Source organism: Prevotella sp. HJM029 (assembly GCF_000599605.1).
Taxonomy (GTDB): Bacteria; Bacteroidota; Bacteroidia; order Bacteroidales; family Bacteroidaceae; genus Prevotella.
This window is the reverse complement of the sequence record NZ_KK082668.1, coordinates 266,515-288,730: the sequence shown is the minus strand read 5'-3', so window position 1 is coordinate 288,730 and position 22,216 is coordinate 266,515. Positions and strand designations below refer to the sequence as shown.

Below are 22,216 nucleotides of genomic sequence, written 5' to 3'. Positions count from 1 at the left end.
CGGCTTGCCACTCCTCAATGCAGCGACGAGCCACAAGCGGTCGGTAGGTATCTACCGACACAATAACCCCGGGTTGCTCCCGTCTTACGATGGCAAGTGCACGCTTCAAACGCTCCATCTCCTCGGTTTCGCTCACGACAGACGCCCCAGGGCGCGTAGAAAAAGCACCCACGTCTATCATCGTTCCACCTTGTTCGATAATCTCATTCGCACGATGAGCAATCTCTTCCTCGGTTTGTTTGCGACTACCTGCATAGAAACTATCGGGCGTACAATTCAATATTCCCATCACTTGTGGTGTGGAAAGATCTATCAATGTTCCTCTAACTTGAATAGAATAATGTATAGGCTTCATCGCTACAAAGATATATTTTTTTTATATAGCATGCAAATTAAATACCACGCTTACTGCAAATCATTAACATTCTATATCCATCGTCACCAAAAAAGCCTTAACTTTGTATCGACAATTCACAATAACAGCATGAATATAGAAGATTTGTATCAGCTTTATTTGCAGCATCCGTGCATCACAACCGATAGCCGCAACTGCCCCAAAGACAGCATTTTCTTAGCCTTAAAGGGCGAATCGTTTGACGGAAACAAGTTTGCACAAGGCGCTTTAGATAAGGGATGTGCCTATGCTATTGTCGACAATCCGCAATATGCCGACCCCAATCAACCCAAAATCATTTTGGTTGACGATTGCCTTCTCACCTATAAAGCATTGGCAAGAATGCATCGTCGCCAGTTCAACATTCCCATTATTGGCATCACAGGCACCAATGGTAAGACCACAACCAAAGAACTTCTCTCGGCTGTTTTAAGCGAAAAGTTCAACGTCATGCACACCGAAGGCAACTATAACAATGATGTAGGGGTGCCTAAAACACTCTTCCGCCTCAACGACAGCCACGAGATTGCGGTGGTAGAGATGGGAGCCAGCCACATCGGTGATATTAAAAAGCTTGTGGATTACGTAGAACCTACCTGCGGATTGATTACCAATGTGGGGCGCGCTCATCTACAAGGTTTTGGCAGTTTTGAAGGCGTTAAACAAACAAAAGGCGAGCTTTACGATTATCTAAAGGCAAATGACGGATTGCTTTTCCTCAACGAAAGCAACCCCGACTTAGTGGAAATGGCCAACGAACGACAATTCAACCGCATTGTTCCCTATGGACAAAGCGACGATGTGAACGTCTGTGGAACGCTCATTTCGTGCAGTCCTTTTGTGAATTTCAGCTGGACCGACCTTTCAACCCCGCACACAAAGCTGCGCACCTACGAAGTAACAACCCATCTCATTGGCGCTTACAACATCGACAACCTACTGGCTTCTATCGCCGTTGGCTTGCATTTTGGCGTCACACCTGAGCAGATTAATCATGCCCTGTCACATTATATTCCGTCCAACAACCGCAGCCAGTTGGAAGAAACGGCACACAACAAGCTCATTGTTGATGCCTACAATGCCAATCCTTCGAGCATGAAAGCGGCGATAGAGAATTTTAAATTGATGGATGTTCCCCATAAGATGGCCATCTTAGGGGATATGCTTGAGTTGGGCGAAGTGTCTGCATCGGAACATCAAAAGGTGGTCGATATGCTGCAAGGCGATGGCTTTGACAAGGTTTGGCTTGTGGGAAAGGAGTTTGAAAAGACCCACACCACCTATCGAAAGTTTAAAGATGTGGAAGAGGTGAAGGCGGCTATCGCTGCCCAACAGCCACAAAACCATTCTATTTTGATTAAAGGAAGCAACAGCATTCGCTTGTTTGAGTTGCCACCTTATTTGTAAACAGCGCAACACCTGCGTTGCCTTTCAACCAAAAGTAGCGATGAGTGGAGCAGAAATGCCCACCTCATCGCTACTTTTTTAATGTCTGCCCTACCAACGTTGCCTGCAAGATACGAAAAAAGGCGCTTGCCCATAAAATAGGTAAAACGCCTTAATGAAAGGAGGAAGTGGTACCACCAGGAATCGAACCGGGGACACAAGGATTTTCAGTCCTTTGCTCTACCAACTGAGCTATGGCACCTTTTCTTCGCTATTTGCGGTTGCAAAGGTATACATATTCTTTCACATCACCAAACTTTTCCCCGAAAAAATTCGTCAGTTCATAAAAAAACCACTACCTTTGCGGCCACAAAACACAGGTTAATCGGGATGTAGCGCAGTTGGTAGCGCACTACGTTCGGGACGTAGGGGTCGGGCGTTCGAGTCGCCTCATCCCGACGATTCAACCGCAAAGGAGCATGCAACAGTGCTCCTTTTTTGATGTATTGGCGCATCGTCCCATGGCCAAGGCTTCCTGTTCTCCATTCCTCTGCACCTCAATGCTGCAGCCTTCACAACACATCCTCCACCCAACGACGCGCCACCATCATCTCAATTTGCATGCTTTGCGCACAAAATGCTGCCACTTTGGTTCGTATTTATTCCTGCGCTACATTGTGAAGTGGCCTCCAAACTGTAAACTTTTAATACCAAAAACACTACACACCGGTTTTCTCGAAATAGCACTTCTACCGCACAAATGGAACACCTTTTCCATCTTTTTCTGTTCCTTTGCACAAGAAAAGCAATCACATGATTTTGCAAAAACGCCCATTTCATCGCGAAAATACCATGCTTTTACACGTCTTTTTTGCCCTGAAAAACATGCAAAATGGCTGAAAAAAGCCTCTATTACAAGCAATTTTTGCGTCCTTTTTCACAGGGGTTTTCGTAATGTTCTCATTATAAAAATGTTACAAAGGCGGTTTCTTTTTGTGTTATTTTCTGCAACTGCTTTCGGCGTTGTGAATATGAAAAATACAGCGAAGCATTTGTAATAGAAAATGATTTTTATAAACCTCTCAGTCAAGCCCGTATCAAAAGTGCCACATACCCTTTGCAGAAGATGGAACACGACGTGCCTGTTCCCCCGCTATTACGCGTCTATGCCTGCCGGCAGTGTTGCCCTTGACACCCAAATACAAAAAAAATTGATTATTTTAAGGTAAAAAAGAGCGATTTAGAAAAACTTATATTATTTTTGCATGTCTCTTGCATTTGAGTGAAATGAAGACAGAAGTGACAGAGAAAACCATCGATATTGAGAAGGTGCTGACCGGCAAGGTGGGCGCAAAGGCACGCTATGTGCCACGTTTTCTGATTTCCTGGCTGCGGCATCTTGTGCATGAAGACGAAGTAAATGCGTTTCTTGCAGACCATAAAGATGTGCAAGGCACAGAATGGTTAGAGGCTTGTGTGCGCTATTTGGATATGAAAATCGAAGTCGTTGGTGCAGAGAACTTGCCCCGAAAAGACGACGGAAAGCTCTACACTTTCGTATCCAATCACCCCTTAGGCGGACAGGATGGTGTTGCATTGGGAGCCATCATTGGTCGTCATTACGATGGCAACTTCCGCTATTTGGTCAACGACTTGTTGCTCAATCTTCCCGGATTGAAACCTGTCTGCATTGGTATCAACAAGACAGGCAAACAGAGTCGCGACTTTCCTCGCATGGTAGAGGCGGGCTTTAACAGCCGAAATCACCTGGTAATGTTCCCTGCCGGGCTCAATAGTCGTAAGATAAAAGGGAAGATCCACGACCTGCCTTGGAAGAAAACGTTTATCACAAAGAGCGTAGAAACCCACAGAGATGTGGTGCCTATACACTTTAGCGGACGCAATTCTAATCGCTTTTATCGCATAGCTAAGTTCAGTGATCGCTGGCTTCCATTCAATTTAGCCATGTTGTTTTTAGTCGATGAAATGTATAAAAATGTAGGGAAGCACTTTAAAATCACCATCGGAAAGCCCATACCTTGGCAGACTTTCGACAAGCAAAAAACACCGATGGAATGGGCAAAATATGTAGAAGATAAGGTGTATGTGTTGCAAGCGCACCAAGACAAATAAAGAAAACGAACGAGAGAACCCACAAAATGGAAGAAGAAATCATTCAACCCATTGACAAAGCTTTGTTGAAAAGCGAACTAACCGCTGAGCGTCAGCTGAGAATGACGAACAAAAGCAACAATGAAATCTATGTCATCACGGCACAGAACGCCCCCAACGTGATGAAAGAGATTGGCCGTTTGCGCGAAATGGCATTCAGAACGGCTGGCGGAGGAACGGGAAAAGCAATGGATATCGACGAATTCGACACGATGGAGAATGGTTGCAAACAGCTCATTGTGTGGAATCCTGAAGCCGAAGAGATTATTGGTGGCTATCGGTATTTGTTTGGATCGGATTGGCAAGTGGATGAAAACGGGCAACCAAAGCTCGCCACCAGTCATATGTTTCATTTCTCAAAGACCTTCATGCAAGACTATGCGCCCTACACAGTTGAGTTAGGTCGCAGCTTCGTTTCATTGGAATATCAGAACGTTCGCAAAAACTCTAAAAGCATTTTTGCATTAGATAACCTATGGGATGGCTTGGGAGCACTCACCATTATCAACCCTCAATGCAAATATTTCTTTGGCAAAGTAACGATGTATCCATCGTATATTCGCAAAGGGCGCGACATGATTTTATATTTCCTAAAGAAGCATTTTAATGACAAAGATCACCTCATTTCGCCGATAAAACCGCTCAAAATCGAAACGCCTATCGCAGAGTTAGAACAGTTGTTTAATCAGGATTCGTTTCATGATGACTATCGCATTTTGAACAAAGAAATCCGACAATTGGGCTATAACATTCCACCTTTGGTCAATGCTTACATGAGCCTTAGCCCCACAATGAAGCTCTTTGGCACGGCTATCAACTATGGTTTTGGCGACGTTGAAGAAACAGGTATCTTAATAGCTGTTGATGAAATTATGGAAGAAAAGCGTGTTCGCCACATCGATAGCTATGTGAAAGAGCACCCCGAAGCTTTAAATATCACCAGTGGTGCCAATAAAGTGATTTATAAGGAACGTAAAAATGCAAAATAAGGAATGCAAGCATTATCGGTAGTACCGATGCTTCCATCCCTCATTTCAAGCAGGAGCACTACACAATGGGTAGCGCTATACCCTTAATTTTTTGATAGATATCCAACGCATAGACATCGGTCATCCCACTGATATAATCAATAATAGCCATGATACGCGTCTCTAAATCCTCGCTATGGATATCATATTGGCTACTCACCCGTCGGATAAGCTGCTGTGAATAGAACCGCTTGGGGTTAACTGCCGCGTCAACAAACACCTCCATTAAAGTCTCCATAATTTGGAAACCAGATAACTCTATATCTAAAACAGGCTTACTATGGTAGATTTTTTTATAAGAAATATCTACACAATGTTGATAGGCTTGTCGCTGAAAGGCTGAGATATGCTTTATCAAACTCCCCTGAAACGCACCATTGAGAATTGCTTCTTCATTGGCAACAAAGGCTTCAACACACTCGCTTTCAAGTTTACCTATGACATTGGCACGCATATAAACAACTCGTTCATTGTCATCTGTTACACCCTCTTCTTCCATTCTTTGTAAAAGAGTTTCACGGGTGGTTTCATCAAAAAAGCCTAACAACAATTCAGCTGTTTCTTCATAAGAAAGAATCTTTAGCTTATGAGAGTCTTCTATGTCCATAATCTCATAGCAGATATCATCGGCTGCTTCGACCAAATAAACCAACGGAAAACGGGCGTATTGCAGGGGAGCTCCGGGCTGAGACCGACAAATAATGCCCAATTCATCGGCAATCTTCTCATAGTATTCGGCTTCACTTTGAAAGAAACCAAACTTGCCATGAGCTCCCGAAAGCATACTCGAAAAAGGATATTTCACAATACTTGCCAACATCGAATAGGTCATTACAAAACCTCCTATGCGTCGACCTTTGAAACGATGCGTCAGCAATCGAAACGCATTTGCATTGCCTTCAAAATGTGTAATGTCGCTCCAAAACGATGCCGAAACACGGTCTTTCAGTCGTAATCCCTTGCCCTCTGTAAAGAAAGACTGTATTGCTTTTTCACCAGAATGGCCGAAAGGAGGGTTCCCCATATCATGAGCTAAGCAGCTGGCACTAACAATTGTGCCAATCTCTTCAAACAAAGTGTTGACTAATTCGGGATGCTTTCGCTTTAAACGTGTCGCCACATCATTGCCCAAAGACTGCCCCAATGAGGAGACTTCCAAACTGTGTGTCAACCGATTGTGCACAAAAATGCTACCCGGAAGCGGGAAAACTTGCGTCTTGTTTTGCATCCTTCGGAATGGAGCCGAATAGATAAGACGATCATAATCGCGTTTAAATTCCGACCGATCATCGTGCCTTTCGGCATGCTTATGCTCCTGACCGAAACGCTTATTGGATATTAATTGTTGCCAATTCATAGGGCAAATATAATGCTAATCTATCGAATTTCACGCTTTTTCAGTAGAAAAGTGAAGTTATCTGCATAGAATTGTTTACTTTTGCACATTATAGATTGCGCGCAATGAATATTAAAATCATCAATAAAAGCCATCATCCGTTGCCTTCATTTGCAACGAAACAGAGTGCAGGAATGGACCTAAGAGCCAACCTTGAAAGCCCTGTTGTGCTGAAACCCATGCAGAGAATGTTGGTACATACAGGTCTCTTTATGGCACTTCCCATAGGCTATGAAGCACAAATCCGCCCCAGAAGCGGGCTCGCTTTGAAGCATGGTATCACGGTTTTAAATAGTCCTGGCACCATAGATGCTGATTATCGAGGGGAGTTAATGGTGCTCTTAATCAACCTTTCGGATGCCGATTTCACCATTAACGATGGCGAACGCATTGCCCAAATGGTGGTAACTCAACACGAACAACCCACCCTTGAGTTGGTAGATGCGCTGGATGAGACCGAAAGAGGCACTGGAGGTTACGGACATACTGGTGTGAAATAAACTTTAAAATCAAGGCAATTGAAACATACAAACACATCTATTGCTACGCTGTTTATCATCGGATGCGTCGCTTTTTCAATCGTTCTTCCTGCAATAGCGCATAAGAAAGCAGAGAAAAAAGACACGCAAAAGGAGGTTGTTTCATTATCACTCACCGATGAAGATAGCATGCGTTACAACCGAATGTTCTTAGATGCTATCATCGATGAGTTAGCAGATCGTTACGATTCAGCGTATCAAAAGCTCAATCGTTGCATTGCTTTAAACCCCAATGCCGCCGAGGCTTACTACTTTTTAGCAACACTCGACACCACATCGCGCGGCGATTCGTTGCGCATTGAGCGTCTTTCTCAAGCCGTAAAGCTATCCCCTCACAACGATATCTATCAAGAACGATTGGGTGATGCCTATATCGATGCAGGGCAATACGACAAGAGTATCGAGGTTTATGAGCAACTTTCAAAGCGTCATGCCGACCGAACCGACGAGCTACAGGTGCTGCTTCAGCTCTACAACCAGCAGAAAGATTATGATAAAATGCTGCAAACACTCAATCGTATTGAGCAGATTGAAGGCACAAGCGAGAATATAACGTTAGCTAAAGTACGTATCTTTGAGTTACAGAAAGATGAGGAAAAAGCCTATCAAGCATTACAAGATTTATGCCAATCGCACCCAAATGACCCAGCATATCGCATCATGACAGGCAATTGGCTCATGCAAAAGAAGCGATTAAAAGAGGCATTTGACTGCTATCAAAGCGTGCTAAAGGAAGATGCAAACAACGTGATGGCATTGGAATCGCTCTATGATTATTATGCAGAGCAGAATGATAGTGCGCAAAAGCATGCTATGATGATGCGCGTATTGTGCCACAAAGATGCAGACGCAAAGACCAAACAAGCGCTTATTCGACAGCTCATTCAAGAGGAAGAACGGGCTGGAGACGACAGCTTATCCATCATCAAGACCTTCGATTCCATTCTTAAAATGGTTCCTTCTGATACAACTATGCTCGAATTAAAGGCTGCTTACATGGTGCTAAAGAAGTTCCCTATGCCTGAAACCAATGCGGCTTTATATCGATTATTGACGTTCGCGCCCAATAATAAAGCCTCACGTATTCAGTTGTTACAGAACCTTGGAGAAGAAAAAAAGTGGCAAGAGATTCTTGATGTAGCACAAAAAGGGCTGGATTATGATGCCAATGAGACAACCTTTTACTACCTTAAAAGCATCGCTTATCTGCAAAAAGACCAGCTCAACGAGGTGATAAAAACCATTCAAACGGGGATGAAACGCCTACCAAAAGAGCCCAACAACAACTTGGTTTCCGACCTTTACGCCATCTTAGGCGACTGTTTACAGAAACAACACCGCATAAAAGAGGCCTTCGAAGCGTATGATAGTTGTCTCCAATGGAACGCCAACAACATTGAATGTCTCAATAATTACGCCTATTTTTTAAGTGAAAGTGGGAAAAACTTAGATAGAGCTGCCCAAATGAGTCTGCAGACTATTCAAGCAGAACCCAACAACACAACCTATTTAGACACGTATGCTTGGATTCTTTTTCGGCAGAAAAAATTTGCCGAAGCACGCCTATATATTGACCAAGCACTAAAGAATGGTAACGATTCGACGATGAGTTCGGTGATTTTTGAACATGCAGGTGATATCTATATCCAACTCCATCACCCCCAAAAGGCGATGGAATACTGGCAGCAAGCCCTACAGAAAAGCGATGAACGAAAAGCCATCTTGACACGCAAGATGAAGCTAAAGAAATATATTCAATGATGAAAAAGATAAAGATTGTAAGGTATAACACGTGCTTGGTGATGGCTTTGGCACTGCTTTTTGCAGCATGTGCCACGAAAAAAGCTATGGTATCGAGTAGCACATCATCGTCAGACACAACGATGAAAACACACAAAAATAATGAGAACAATGCTTTTCAAAAGCTCAATTTCATTCAGAAGGTAGCCGATAACGCCGTGTATGCAACAGACATTGTTAGTGATTTAAAGCTCAATATCAAAGCAAATGGCCGCGACATTTCCGTACCAGGTTCGCTCCATATGCGTAAGAATCAAGTGATACGCATACAGGTTTTTATCCCTATATTAGGCACAGAAGTGGGACGATTAGAGTTTACTCCCGACTATGTTCTGTTGATAGACCGACTACATAAAGAGTATATTCAGGCCAATTATCAGCAACTTGACTTTTTGAAGAATAATGGATTAAACTTCTACAGTCTACAATCCTTGTTTTGGAATCAGCTCTTTGTGCCTGGAACAAACCAACTGACATCCGACTTATTACAACGATTCGATACCCAAAAGAATGCCAATTCATCGATAATTCCCATCACTTTACAAAACGGAGACCTGCATTTCAATTGGAATTGCAACACAGAAAGTGGGCTTATTCAGGCAGCATCTGTGGCTTATCAAAGCCAGAAACATGGACGTTCAACTTTAGACTGGCGCTACGACAACTTCAAACCTGTAGGCGTTAAGCAGTTCCCTGCGTGGCAAAGTTTCACCTTTACAACCACGGCTACACAGCGAAAGCAAAGTGTTCAGCTCACACTTGACATGGAAGAGCTGACAACTAAAAGTAATTGGGATGCCAAAACAACCATTTCTCCCAAATACAAAAAGGTAGAGACGCAAGACGTTTTGGGTAAAATCATGAACTTATAAATGAAAAAAATCGTATTTTTCCTCCTCGTATTATTGTTGGTTTGCGGAGCACAGGCACAGCATAAACAAAAAAGTGCACAAGCCAAACAGCCACAAAAAACGATTATAAAGAAAGCCAATCCTACTCAAAAACAGGCAGTCCCCTCAAAGAAGGCAAAGGCAACTAAGAAAAAAGCACCCGTTTACACCAACGCTTCCATACGCGGTTTACAAGGCCAACGCTCACAAATTCAAAAGAAAATCAAAGAACAAGAGCAGGCATTGAAGAAAAATCAGGCCGATGTGAAGCAACGATTAAACACCCTCATCACACTGAACACACAGATTGATGAGCGCCAAAAGAATATCGATGGCATTCAAAAAGATATTAACAACATCAATGGTAATATTGATATTCTCAACGCACAACTTAAAACTTTAGAGCAACAGTTAGCCGATCGAAAAGAAAAATATATCCAATCGATGCGCTATTTGGCTAAACACCGCAACGTGCAAGACAAGTTGCTGTTTATTTTCTCTGCGGAAAGTTTCACACAAATGTATCGCAGATTGCGCTTTGTGCGCGAATATGCCGATTTTCAAAAGGCACAAGGCGAGATGGTTATGGCCAAACAAGCGCAGGTTGACGGCAAACAAACACAACTCAAACAAGTAAAAGGCGAGAAAAACAACCTCTTATATAAAGGTAAAAAGGAAAAAGAGGCTCTCGAAGGACAGCAAGAAGAACAAAAAAAAGTGGTCGCTTCTTTGCAAAATCAGCAGAAGACCATTCAGAAAGTCATTGCTGAACAGCGACAGAAAGATGCAGCCCTGAACGCTCAAATTGATAAATTAGTAGCCATTGAAGTAGCTAAAGCCCGTGCGAGAGCAGCCGAAGAAGCACGCCGAAAGGCTGCTGCTAAAGCAGAAGCACAACGCAAAGCGGCAGAGATTGCACGCAAAAAGGCTGAAGCAGAGGCCGAAGCGCGTGAGAATGCACGACGCATTGCCGAGGCAAAAGCCCACGAGGCGAAACTAAAAGCAGAAGCAGCCGCGGCTGCACAAGCTGCAGAACAGGCGCGAAAAGCGCAACAGAGTGCTGACGAAAATAAAAAGAAACAAGTTGCGTTGGCAACCGCACAGGCAGCACAAATGAAACGAGAAGCAGCCGAACAAGCAGCTCGTGAGGCCGAAGCTCAGCGCGTCGCAGTAGAAAGAAAAGCAAAGGTTGACGCCTCAAGACAGAAACAAGAGATTGCCGAAGCCCAAAAAGAAGCTGAAAGTTCGGAACGACTTTCGAGCATGGACCGTATGATTAGCGGTGGTTTTGAAGCCAATCGAGGACGCCTCCCCATGCCTATTACAGGTGCATATAAAGTGGTTAGCCACTTTGGACAATATAATGTATCGGGCTTAAAAGGTGTAACCCTTGATAATAAAGGCATCAACATTCAAGGTAATCCTGGCTGCTCGGCTCGTGCTATCTATGATGGCGAGGTGAGTGCCGTGTTTGGTTATGCTGGAAGCATGGTGGTAATGCTTCGTCATGGCTCATTTATTTCAGTATATGCCAATCTCAAATCGGTGAGTGTTAGTCGTGGACAAAAAGTTAAACCGCGCCAGATTTTAGGTGCAGTCGGTACCGATAACATCCTTCAATTCCAACTCAGAAAAGAAACTTCTAAGCTCAATCCCGAAGCATGGTTAGGCCGGTAATCAGTCCATCCAAAAGCAGCTTGCAGAGAAGGCATTGAATTGTGCTGAAAAAAGTGCATCATTTTGTGCGCCAATTGCTATCTTTTTAAGCGTAAAACTGATAGCGATTGGCGCACAATTTGATAGCTTTTATTTTGCTATTGCCCTACCAAGCAGAAGCAAGCTCCAAGCAACAATCAACTGGCTTACGGATAATTTTGGATGAAGGCCTTTGCTTTTTGCCCATTTTTCATTTATATATTGACATCATATTACACCTCTTCTCTCGATGTAGCGGGCCACAATTTCGACCAGACAGCAAGCCAGCTGCCCCGCAAAGAAATAAAGTCAGCATATACTTTCGCAACCGATTGGAGATGAAGGGCGTTTCACATACACACCTTTTCTATTTCCTTGTCAAAGAAAAGGTCTATTTTTGTTTTGTTGTTTCCCCATTTTCCCCTATCTTTGCATAGATTAAGTTCTAAGATTATGCAAACAATATGTCCGTTATCTGTGCTCATTCACGAGCAAGCTAAGAAATATGGTCAACGTGATGCGCTCACCTTTCGCCGTTTTGGCAGTAGAGAATGGCAGACCGTTTCATGGAATCAGTTCTCACTTCGCGTAAAACAAGTGAGTAATGCTCTGCTCAATTTAGGTGCAAAACCTCAACAAGCAATTGGTGTTTTTTCACAAAATTGTATCCAATATCTCTATACAGACTTTGGTGCTTATGGTGTAAATGTGATTTCAATCCCATTTTATGCCACTACAAGTGAGCAGCAAATTCAGTATATGGTGAACGATGCACAAGTGAGATTTCTGTTTGTTGGCGAGCAAGAGCAATATGACAAAGCCCATCGGATCTTTGCACTTTGTCCATCGTTAGAGCGTATAATCATCTTCGACCGCAATGTAAGGATTAGTAGCCACGACCCCAATGCCCTCTATTTCGATGATTTCATCGCCTTGGGAGAGAATCTTCCACGTCAAAGTGAAGTTGAGAGGTTATGGAAAAAGACCAAAGATGACGACATTTGTAATATCCTCTATACCAGTGGGACTACAGGTGAGAGCAAAGGAGTTGTGCTCACCTATGGCCAATACACAGCAGCCATGGAGGCTAATGGCAAATGTGTTCCTGTAGGAGAAAGTGACCGTGTCATCAGTTTTCTACCCATAACACACATTTTTGAACGGGGATGGGCCTACCTTTGCTTATCAGAAGGTGCACAACTAATTATCAACACCGATCCTAAAGAAATTCAAGAGAGCATGCGGGAAACACATCCTACTTGCATGAGTGCTGTGCCACGTTTTTGGGAAAAGGTGTATATCGCAGTGAAGTCAAAGATTGATGAAGCAAGCAGTGTGCAGCGAAAGCTTTTTGAACGAGCTTTAAGTATCGGACGGAAACGCAATATTGAATATAGAAGTCGTGGAAAGCGGGTACCATTGCCCTTAGAATTAGAATACCAAATGGTGAATAAGACCATCCTAAGCTTAGTTAGAAAACAGATAGGATTGCTTAAACCCAATATATTCCCCACGGCAGGAGCCTATGTTTCGCCAGAAGTTGAAGAATTTGTACATTCTATTGGCATTGAGATGATTGTTGGTTATGGACTCACAGAGAGCTTAGCAACCGTTTCTTGTGACCATAAAGGTGAGCCCTACACGGTGGGTTCTGTAGGGCGTCCCATTCATAGCATCCAAATAAAAATAGGTGAAAACAACGAGATTTTACTCAAAGGCCCAACCATCACGCGCGGCTACTATCACAGAGACTCTATCAACGCACAAGCTTTTGATGCCGATGGATTCTTCCATACAGGTGATGCTGGCTATTTAAAAAATGGAGAACTCTTTTTAACGGAGCGCATTAAAGACCTCTTTAAAACCTCAAATGGCAAATATGTTGCTCCACAAATGGTGGAATCCCTATTGTTAGTTGATAAATATGTCGATCAGGTGGCTGTGATTGCCGACCAAAGGAAGTTTGTCTCTGCACTCATTGTACCCGAATTTAGACTATTAGAAGATTGGGCAAACGAACAAAACATTGCCTTTGATAGCCGAGAAGACCTGTGTGAAAACTTGCAAGTTAAGGCGATGATGCAAGAGAGAATTGACACACTTCAGCAGCAATTGGCTCCTTATGAGCAGATTAAGCGCATCACCTTGTTGGCGCATCATTTCTCTATGGAGAATGGAGAGCTCACCAACACCCTCAAATTGAAACGCCCTGTCATCTACAAAAATTACCACGATGATATCGAAAAAATGTACGAAGAATAACGCATGATAACAGCAGAACAATTAAAAGATGTGACAGAACGTACGCAGGCTTTGCAACGTTACTTAAACATCGATGCCAAAAAGATAGAATTTGAAGAAGAACAATTGCGCACACAAGCACCTGATTTTTGGGATGATCCCAAACGAGCTGAAGCGCAAATGAAGAAAGTTAAAGACATTGAGAAATGGCTTAAAGACTATCATGCCTGTCAACAACTCGCCGATGAGTTACAATTGGCCTTTGATTTTTACAAAGATGACATGGTTACTGAGGAAGAAGTTGACAAGCTCTATGCCAAAGCACTTGCAGCTATTGAAGCTCTCGAGTTGAAGAATATGTTGCGCCAAGAAGAAGATGCTATGGACGCAGTGTTGAAAATCAACTCAGGAGCAGGCGGAACAGAGAGTCAAGACTGGGCACAAATGCTCATGCGAATGTATCAACGCTGGGCTGAGGCACATGGGTATAGTGTAAAAATCACTGATATTCAAGATGGAGATGAGGCGGGCATTAAGAGTGTCACCATGACCATTGAAGGTGGTGATTATGCCTATGGCTACTTGAAATGTGAGAATGGCGTGCATCGTTTGGTGCGCGTTTCACCCTACAACGCACAGGGAAAGCGCATGACAAGCTTTGCAAGTGTGTTTGTTACCCCTTTGGTTGACGACACCATTGAAGTATATGTAGACCCAGCCAAGGTAAGTTGGGACACCTTTCGGTCAAGTGGTGCGGGCGGACAAAACGTGAATAAGGTGGAATCGGGTGTACGTTTGCGCTATCAGTACGAAGACCCCGACACGGGAGAACATGAAGAAATTCTCATTGAAAACACTGAAACACGTGACCAACCCAAGAATAGGGCGAAGGCGATGCTGCTGTTAAAGTCACAACTATATGACAGAGCCCTAAAGAAAAAGCAGGCTGAACAGGCAAAAATTGAAGCTGGGAAGAAAAAAATTGAGTGGGGAAGTCAAATCCGCAGTTATGTTTTTGATGATCGTCGCGTGAAAGATCATCGCACAAACTATCAGACTTCGGATGTCGATGCTGTGATGGATGGTAAGTTGGATGACTTTATTAAAGCCTACTTAATGGAGTTTGCAGCGGCCGACTCGGCAGCAAAAGAAGCATAAGAATCATCATCAACAATAAAAATTTTATAACTATGAGCAATAACAAAACATTGAGAAAGGCTAAACACGCCGCTCATTTAAAGAAAAATGAAGAGCAAGGCAAGGGCATTGTTCGCATTATTTGCATTGTGTTAATCGTTTTAGCACTCCTCTATCTGACCGTGATTACCATCATGCAATGAGTGGATTAGAGATTGAACGTAAGTTCTTAGTGAAAAAAGGAGGCGCCTATCGTAACGCCTCCTATGCAAAAAGCCATATTCAACAAGGGTATATCCCTGCTGAAGGTGCTACTATCCGGGTGCGTATTCGGGATGAGAAAGCCTACTTAACCATTAAATCTCGCTCAACAGATGGTGGCCTTTCACGCTATGAGTTCGAAAAAGAAATCACCTTAGATGAGGCAAATCACTTGATGACATTATGTAAAGGTGGTCGGATAGATAAATGGCGTTACTTGATAAAGAGTGGTAAGCACATCTTTGAGGTGGATGAATTTTTAGGCGAAAACGCAGGACTTGTGATGGCCGAAGTAGAACTATCTCAAAAAGATGAAACCTTCATTAAGCCCGATTTTATTGGTGAAGAGGTTACGGGTGATCGCCGATTTTACAATTCCTCCTTGCTCATTTATCCCTTCAAGATGTGGAGAGACACGTTACCTGAAGCCTATCGTTAGCAAATAAAATAACGATAATCAGGATGAACAGAACTGATAACAGACTATTTGTCATGAAGTTCATGCTCGACATTGCTAAAAAACTTTTGATTAAAGCTTAGCACGCTCTTCTTCATCCATGACAAATGGCGTTTGTTATTCACTCCCAAAAGGAGGGACTCACATGGTAATTAGATTATAAATTACCCATGAAGAAACCTAAACAAAAGCTCGAAAAACCTCCGCTATTACATCTTTAGAATAGAGAATCATACGATTTTAAGTTCCAATCTAATTTTTTTTATCTTTCGTTTTAAATCATTTGCTTGTAAGAAGAAATTCCTTTATATTTGCAAGCATATAACTAAAAATAGTAAGTATTATTAAACTAAAACCTTTAACTATGACAAGTCAAGTTAAAAAAATTGGTACAGCGTCGACACTACTCATTAGTGTTATGATGCTGTCAGTGCCGCAAACAGGCTTTGCAGCAGAGAGAATGCCAGCTCCATTGGCAGTTGTGCAACAACAAAAGACCATTACCGGTACTATTGTTGATGAAAAAGGCGAACCCATTGTGGGCGCCAGTGTCTTCGAAGAAGGAACACGTAATGGGACGGTTACCGATGCAGACGGCAACTTTTCACTTCGCGTGAGACCTAATGCGACACTCACTGTGAGTTACATTGGTTATGGAGATAAGATGATTGCCGTAGAAGGTAAGACGCATCTCAAGATTTCTATGAGTGCGGAAGACACAGAACTCAATGAGGTTGTGGTTACCGCTTTGGGCATTAAACGTGAGAAAAAGGCTCTCGGTTATGCACTACAGGAAGTGAATACTGCTGGATTGACTGAGAACAAATCAACCTCTGTAGCCAATATGCTGCAAGGAAAGATGGCCGGTGTACAGATTACTCAATCAGGAACTGGCTTAGGTGGCTCGACACGTATCGTGATGCGCGGACTTAATTCGCTTGGTGGCAACAACCAACCACTTTGGGTTGTTGATGGCATTCCTATCAATGATGAGTCTGCACAGACTGCTAATCAATGGGGAGGAACAGATAGTTATGGGTCAGCTTCGCAAATTAACCCTGAAGATATCGCAACAATTTCAGTTTTAAAAGGTGCTAATGCGGCAGCACTCTATGGTAGTCGGGCACAGAATGGTGCGATTATCATCACGACAAAGAGTGGTGCTTATGGGCAGCCCTTAACCTTTGAATACAATGGAAATATTGAATTCACCAACATCTATAGTCCTTATCTGTACCAAAACACCTATGGTCAAGGCTCAAATGGTGTATTTAATACTGGTGCTTCAGGCAGTTGGGGGCCGAAGATGGAGGGACAAGTCATACAAAGTTGGCGCAATGTTTATGGCTATGACACGGAGAATCGTTCGTATCCTATGCTCCCTCAAAAGGATTTCCTCAAAGATTTTTACGACATAGGAAGCCAAATGAACAACTCTATTGTTGCCTCTTCTGGCAGTAGAAATGTGCGTACGCGCTTCTCTTTCACAGATTCGCGTAACAATGGCATAACCCCTAATCATAAACTCAATCGTCAGTACTATGGTGTGAATACCGAACTCAATAACGATTGGATTAGCCTTGGGGTTAAAGGTACCTACATGCACGAGGTAACACGCAATGCACCGGGTATGGGTGAATACGGAATTATGCAACGTTTTGTCCAAATGCCACGGAGTATTCGTCTGCAAGATTTGGCAAATGATTTTATTCGGAACAGGCATACCATCAATTGGACGGGGCCTTCCAACTCGAATACGAACCCCTATGGTTTGATAATGCCTGACAACGGCAATGAAAATGTACGCGATAGGCTCATGGGACAAGTGAGCGCTAGCATTACTTTTACGAATTATCTTAAGCTCACTGGACGCACAAGTATCGATATGTACAATGACAAGTATCGGAATTATACGAAGTATTTGGGTGATGGTTCAAATGATGCTTCACAATATCTCCATAGCCGTACAAGCACAAAAGAGTTTAATTCAGACCTCATCTTGGCATTTAATAAAGGATTTGGCTCTTTTGATGTCAACGTTAATTTAGGTACTTCCGTTTATAATATCACTCATGAGACGCTGTCTGGCAACGCAGGCTTATTCCAAATACCGCTTTTTATCTACATGGGTAACGGCATTAAGCGTGAGGCTTCTGAGTATTACTCTAAGAAAGAGATTCAGAGTGTCTTCTTCAGTGGAAGCCTGGGTTATAAGAGTATGCTCTATCTTGACGTCACTGGGCGCAACGATTGGTCGTCAACCTTGCCAAAAAGCAATCGTTCCTACTTTTATCCTTCAGTCAGTCTCTCGGGCATTATCTCTCAAATGGTGAAACTTCCGGAAGCGATTGATTACTTGAAAGTACGCGGTTCATGGGCGCAAGTGGGCAATGATACAAACCCATATCAGATTGCTTATACCTATGCAACGCGCTCCAGCAACGTCAATTCATTGCTCGAAATGCAACTTCCTACTACCTATCCGTTGTTAGATCTTAAGCCAGAGAAGACCAATTCGTGGGAAATCGGTTTGGAATACCGTATGTTTAAGAATCGTTTGGGGCTCGATTTCACCTATTATAATACGATAACGCGCAACCAAATACTTTCTATTGGCACCGCTTCTTCATCTGGTTATGAGGCAAGAATGTTTAATGCCGGTGAGATTACAAGCCATGGTATAGAGCTGATGTTAAATGGAACGCCCGTGCAAACCAAGGATTTACGCTGGGATATCAATCTCAACTGGGGAATGAACCGCACTAAATGTAACGCACTTACCAAGCAAATCAAGCGCTATACACTCGGTGCAACACGCGTCGCTTCAGTAGTTGTGAATGAAGGAAGTCAATTTGGTGACATCGTAGCTGCTAATGCTTATAAGCGCGATGCCAATGGTAATGTACTCGTAGGAACAGATGGTTTACCATTAAAAGAAACCGATAAAGTCATTGGAAATATGATGCCTAAGTGGACAGGATCTATTGGTAACACCGTAACTTGGCGCGATTTCTCGCTCACAGCCTTAGTAGATGTGCTCTATGGTGGTGACTTTATCTCTATGACCGATGCTTATGCTACGACTGCAGGGAACTCAAAACGTAGCCTTAATGGTCGTGATGGTATGGTTTTCGATGGTATTGTTGAGAGTACAGGGCAAAAGAATACAACCAGTGTTACAGCTGAAACCTTCTATAACTCTATTGGAGGCTCGTCTGCTGTAGCAGAAGAATTTATGTATAAACGTACCTATATCAAGATGGGTGAGTTGGCACTCGGTTGGACTTTGCCTAAGAAATGGCTCTCACAAACACCATTAAAGGCTGTAAAGCTTTCACTTGTAGCCCGTAATCTCTTCTACTTCTATAAGAAAGCTCCCGTCAGTGCAGAGTCGTCTTTCTCACGAGAAGACTACGCACAAGCCTTTGAATATGCTTCACTTCCACCTACACGGGCCATCGGTTTCTCACTTAATGTCAAATTTTAAAACTACAAGACAACTATGAAACAGTTCAATAAATTTATCGGTTATTGTGCACTTGCCATTCCATTGATGACAGCTTGCACAGATAGCTTTGACAGTATGAACACCAATCCCGCAGCAGTTTTGGATGTTAATCCGGCTTATACGCTGCCTTCGGTCATCGAATGGGCTACGAATGTCGATTGTTTTGCCTATCAGGTTGGTGAGAATCTATATACACAGTTCTATGCACAGTATTTCACAAACACGCAGAAAGGGTGGAATACCGACCGCTATGGCTACAATGATGGGTGGGCAATGGCTGGATTTTGGAACCCTTATTTCACAGCGCTTAAGCATCTAAAGATGCTCAAGAACGAAGTAGCCACCCACCCATCTTATAGCAATATCTACCAAATGATGCGCATCATCGTGGCCGAACGAACTGCCGCCATGACCGACATCTATGGTGATATTCCCTATTCTGCAGCTGCATTGGGTAACGATGGGCCGGCCTACGATGCACAGAAAGATATCTATTATGATATTTTTAAAGAGCTTACGGAGGCCAGTGATGCGCTCAATCAGAACCTTACCGGGCAAGAAACCTGCACCGATCAGCAAGATTTAATCTATGCAGGCAACATACAAAAGTGGAGAAAGTTTGCAAATTCCCTACGATTACGCTATGCACTGCGTCTTACAAACATCGATCCTGCGAAAGCAAAAGCCGAAGGTGAAGCTGCACTTGCAGCCGGTGTGATGAGCGATGAAGACGAAAGTGCCATGGAAAAAATCTTTGCTACGGCCGGATGGGGCCATCCTTTGTACATGATTTGCGCGTGGAATGGTTTCGTAATGAGTAAGACAATGGAGAATATTTTCAAGCATGAAAGCACCGTTGTTGACCCTCGTATGCCGATGTGGTTTGGCCAAACGCAAGGCTATCTCAACGCTGCTAAAGCTGGAACATTGGCTACATTCCCCGGCGAACAGTTCCAAGGTGTGCCCAATGGTGTTACCGATCAAATGTTGTTGGCTAAGGATGCGTCGGGCTATGCGCAATATGGTTTCGAGAATAACTCCTTTCCTTGGGGACTTCAAGCCTTCCCACAGTGGAACACTTCAGGCAAAGATATCGATAATACCGTCCTCACTTTACCCCTCAAAATCATGGGTTATTCTGAAGTTTGCTTCTTAAAAGCCGAAGCAGCCGTGCGTGGTTGGGCCGGAGCCGGTAATGCACAAACCAATTATGAAAATGGAATTCGCGCATCGTTTGCAGAGTCACGTGCAGGTGTTGATGATGCTTTATACTCAACAGCCAATGACAACACCTATATTACCACAGGCAATGTCGCATGGAACAACGCTGCTCCGACCGCAACCAAGCTCAAACAAATCATCACTCAGAAATGGATTGCGCTCTATCCCGATGGTATTGAGGCCTGGGCTGAGTTCCGTAGAACGGGCTATCCCAACTTAATGCCTGTTCATAAGAGCGATAATCCCGACATTAATCCTGCCAATGGTGAGTTTGTTAAGAAGCTCCGCTATCCCGATGCAGAACGACGTGACAACCCACATGCCACAGCAAGCACCCTCAATGGTGGCAAAGGAGATGGCATGAACGTGCGCGTTTGGTGGGACACCAACAGCCATTAATCCCCTATTTATCTTCGATGCTTTGCGTAAGTCACCCGACTTATGCAAAGCATCTTTTGTTTAAGCGCCATAACCATACGGTAGAAAAAGGCGCAGTCAGCATCATTTACAATACTTTTCATGGCAGAAATAGATAAATATCATCATGAAAGGAAATGCTATTCGTTATTTATTGAATCAAACTTAATTGCACTAAAAACTTTTATTTTAATAGAAAATATGGATTATTTTCTATAACTTTGCAATTCGATTAGTGTAAATTGTAATAAAATGGCAGAAGAAAGAGCAAAGTTTGGAAGCAAAATAGGTGTTATTTTAGCTACCGCCGGGTCAGCAGTTGGACTTGGAAACGTTTGGCGTTTCCCCTATATGACCGGCGAAAATGGTGGCGCTGCTTACATTTTTATCTATATAGCGTGTGTCATTGTGTTAGGAATTCCCTGCATGATTGCCGAGTTCTTAATTGGCCGTCATGGCGCTTCCAACACTGCAAGAGCCTACACACGTTTGGCAAACGGCAGCAAATGGAAGTGGATTGGCTACTTAGAAGTGCTCACAGGTTTCCTCATTACGGGCTATTATGCCGTGGTTTCGGGATGGTGTTTGAACTATGTTTATGCATCCATCATGGGCGAACTAAAGGGCGATCCCAACTACGTTAAAGACTATTTCGTTGCTTTTTCCACTGACCCTATACGTCCTATATTCTGGACGGTGGTCATCTTTCTCATCACACATTATATCATTGTGCATGGCGTGCGCAACGGAATCGAGAAAGCTTCCAAACTCATGATGCCCACCCTTTTCATCCTTTTGCTCATCATTGTTGTTGCAGCGTGCTTGCTTCCAGGCGCTTCTGCAGGCATAACGTTCTTGTTAAAGCCCGACTTTTCAAAGGTAACGGGCGACGTTTTCCTCAATGCTTTGGGGCAATGTTTCTATTCTATGAGCATTGCCATGGGCTGTTTGTGCACCTATGCCAGCTATTTCAATCGCAAAACCAACCTCACTACCTCGGCCATACAGATTGGTTTCATCGACCTTTTCGTAGCTATCCTGGCGGGATTGATGATTTTTCCAGCCGCTTTTTCTGTCGGAATAAGCCCTGATAGCGGCCCATCGCTCATTTTTATCACGCTCCCCAACGTGTTTAATCAAGCTTTTTCGGGAGCACCCGTGTTGGGTTGGATCATCGCTCTGCTGTTCTATGCGCTACTTTCATTAGCTGCTTTAACGTCTCTGATATCGCTTCACGAGGTCAACACCGCCTTCTTTTATGAGGAGTTGCACATCTCGCGCAAAGCAGGAGCATGGATTGTCACCCTCTCTTGTGCCGTTATTGGCGCTGTTTGTTCGCTTTCCATCGGTCAAAAAGACACCCTTTCATTGTTTGGAAAAGACCTTTTTGATTGTTTTGATTTCGTCACCGGACAGCTGATGCTGCCCATAGGCGGCATGCTGATGTGCGTGTTTGTGGGCTGGGTGGTGCCCCAACAGATTGTGAAAGACGAGCTAACCAACTGGGGAACCCTGCGCTATCATTGCTATTCAGCCTTCGTTTTCTCCATGCGCTATGTCTGTCCATTGGGCATACTCGCCATCATGCTCCACCAATTCAACCTCATTTAAACAACTCTACCACTCCTTTTTCAAGGTTTTCCACCATAGAACAGCAAGCAGAACCCCACCTTC

The 22,216-nt window shown here is 43.5% G+C and carries 15 protein-coding genes, 2 tRNA genes and 1 pseudogene; 15 read left to right on the top strand and 3 right to left on the bottom strand.

The window, feature by feature from the left end; genetic code table 11:
* A pseudogene (locus X919_RS17265) lies at positions 1 to 289 on the bottom strand (dihydropteroate synthase); the annotation flags it as partial.
* A 195-nt stretch (positions 290 to 484) separates the two neighbouring features.
* Here X919_RS17265 and murF point away from each other — a divergent pair.
* Complete coding sequence (gene murF, locus X919_RS0109965; RefSeq protein WP_028899993.1) at positions 485 to 1,801, top strand: UDP-N-acetylmuramoyl-tripeptide--D-alanyl-D-alanine ligase; 1,317 nt, start codon at positions 485 to 487, stop codon at positions 1,799 to 1,801.
* A gap of 168 nt (positions 1,802 to 1,969) precedes the next feature.
* On the opposite strand, the gene X919_RS0109960 is transcribed toward murF, so the two are convergent.
* Positions 1,970 to 2,042: transfer RNA gene (locus X919_RS0109960), tRNA-Phe, on the bottom strand.
* Between the two features lie 124 nt (positions 2,043 to 2,166).
* Between X919_RS0109960 and X919_RS0109955 the strand changes: the two genes are divergently transcribed.
* The 3 genes from X919_RS0109955 to X919_RS0109940 all read left to right on the top strand — a co-directional run bounded on the left by X919_RS0109955 (position 2,167) and on the right by X919_RS0109940 (position 4,941).
* A tRNA-Pro gene (locus X919_RS0109955) sits at positions 2,167 to 2,239 on the top strand.
* Positions 2,240 to 3,067: 828 nt separating this feature from the next.
* Positions 3,068 to 3,913: a glycerol acyltransferase gene (locus X919_RS0109945; RefSeq protein ID WP_028899992.1), complete on the top strand. Its 846-nt coding sequence runs from the start codon at positions 3,068 to 3,070 to the stop codon at positions 3,911 to 3,913.
* 26 nt (positions 3,914 to 3,939) lie between these two features.
* Entirely contained in the window at positions 3,940 to 4,941 is a 1,002-nt protein-coding gene (locus X919_RS0109940; RefSeq protein ID WP_028899991.1) for a GNAT family N-acetyltransferase, read from the top strand.
* A 58-nt stretch (positions 4,942 to 4,999) separates the two neighbouring features.
* Here the strand turns inward: X919_RS0109940 and dgt are convergent, their stop codons facing one another.
* Positions 5,000 to 6,337: a dGTP triphosphohydrolase gene (gene dgt / locus X919_RS0109935; RefSeq protein ID WP_028899990.1), complete on the bottom strand. Its 1,338-nt coding sequence runs from the start codon at positions 6,335 to 6,337 to the stop codon at positions 5,000 to 5,002.
* A gap of 104 nt (positions 6,338 to 6,441) precedes the next feature.
* On the opposite strand from dgt, the gene dut reads away from it, so the two are divergent.
* From dut to X919_RS0109880, 11 genes are all read left to right on the top strand, one after another.
* Entirely contained in the window at positions 6,442 to 6,876 is a 435-nt protein-coding gene (gene dut / locus X919_RS0109930) for a dUTP diphosphatase (RefSeq protein ID WP_028899989.1), read from the top strand.
* Between the two features lie 18 nt (positions 6,877 to 6,894).
* Positions 6,895 to 8,676: a tetratricopeptide repeat protein gene (locus tag X919_RS0109925; protein WP_081759457.1), complete on the top strand. Its 1,782-nt coding sequence runs from the start codon at positions 6,895 to 6,897 to the stop codon at positions 8,674 to 8,676.
* Positions 8,673 to 9,587 (top strand): lipoprotein insertase outer membrane protein LolB1, encoded by a 915-nt coding sequence (locus X919_RS0109920; protein ID WP_051502501.1) that lies wholly within the window; start codon positions 8,673 to 8,675, stop codon positions 9,585 to 9,587. The genes X919_RS0109925 and X919_RS0109920 overlap by 4 nt, the downstream gene beginning before the upstream one ends.
* A complete protein-coding gene (locus X919_RS0109915) occupies positions 9,588 to 11,282 on the top strand; it encodes a murein hydrolase activator EnvC family protein (protein WP_028899986.1) in 1,695 nt (564 codons plus the stop codon).
* A gap of 471 nt (positions 11,283 to 11,753) precedes the next feature.
* Positions 11,754 to 13,562 (top strand): AMP-dependent synthetase/ligase, encoded by a 1,809-nt coding sequence (locus X919_RS0109910; protein WP_028899985.1) that lies wholly within the window; start codon positions 11,754 to 11,756, stop codon positions 13,560 to 13,562.
* A 3-nt stretch (positions 13,563 to 13,565) separates the two neighbouring features.
* Positions 13,566 to 14,699, top strand: coding sequence for a peptide chain release factor 2 (gene prfB, locus X919_RS0109905; protein ID WP_028899984.1), 1,134 nt, complete (start codon positions 13,566 to 13,568; stop codon positions 14,697 to 14,699).
* A gap of 32 nt (positions 14,700 to 14,731) precedes the next feature.
* Entirely contained in the window at positions 14,732 to 14,881 is a 150-nt protein-coding gene (locus tag X919_RS16900; RefSeq protein ID WP_028899983.1) for a hypothetical protein, read from the top strand.
* Complete coding sequence (locus tag X919_RS0109895; protein WP_028899982.1) at positions 14,878 to 15,378, top strand: CYTH domain-containing protein; 501 nt, start codon at positions 14,878 to 14,880, stop codon at positions 15,376 to 15,378. The genes X919_RS16900 and X919_RS0109895 overlap by 4 nt, the downstream gene beginning before the upstream one ends.
* A 382-nt stretch (positions 15,379 to 15,760) precedes the next feature.
* Complete coding sequence (locus X919_RS0109890; RefSeq protein ID WP_028899981.1) at positions 15,761 to 18,883, top strand: SusC/RagA family TonB-linked outer membrane protein; 3,123 nt, start codon at positions 15,761 to 15,763, stop codon at positions 18,881 to 18,883.
* 15 nt (positions 18,884 to 18,898) lie between these two features.
* Entirely contained in the window at positions 18,899 to 20,524 is a 1,626-nt protein-coding gene (locus tag X919_RS0109885) for a SusD/RagB family nutrient-binding outer membrane lipoprotein (protein WP_028899980.1), read from the top strand.
* A 270-nt stretch (positions 20,525 to 20,794) separates the two neighbouring features.
* Positions 20,795 to 22,153 (top strand): sodium-dependent transporter, encoded by a 1,359-nt coding sequence (locus X919_RS0109880; RefSeq protein ID WP_028899979.1) that lies wholly within the window; start codon positions 20,795 to 20,797, stop codon positions 22,151 to 22,153.
* The last annotated feature ends 63 nt before the right edge of the window (positions 22,154 to 22,216 follow it).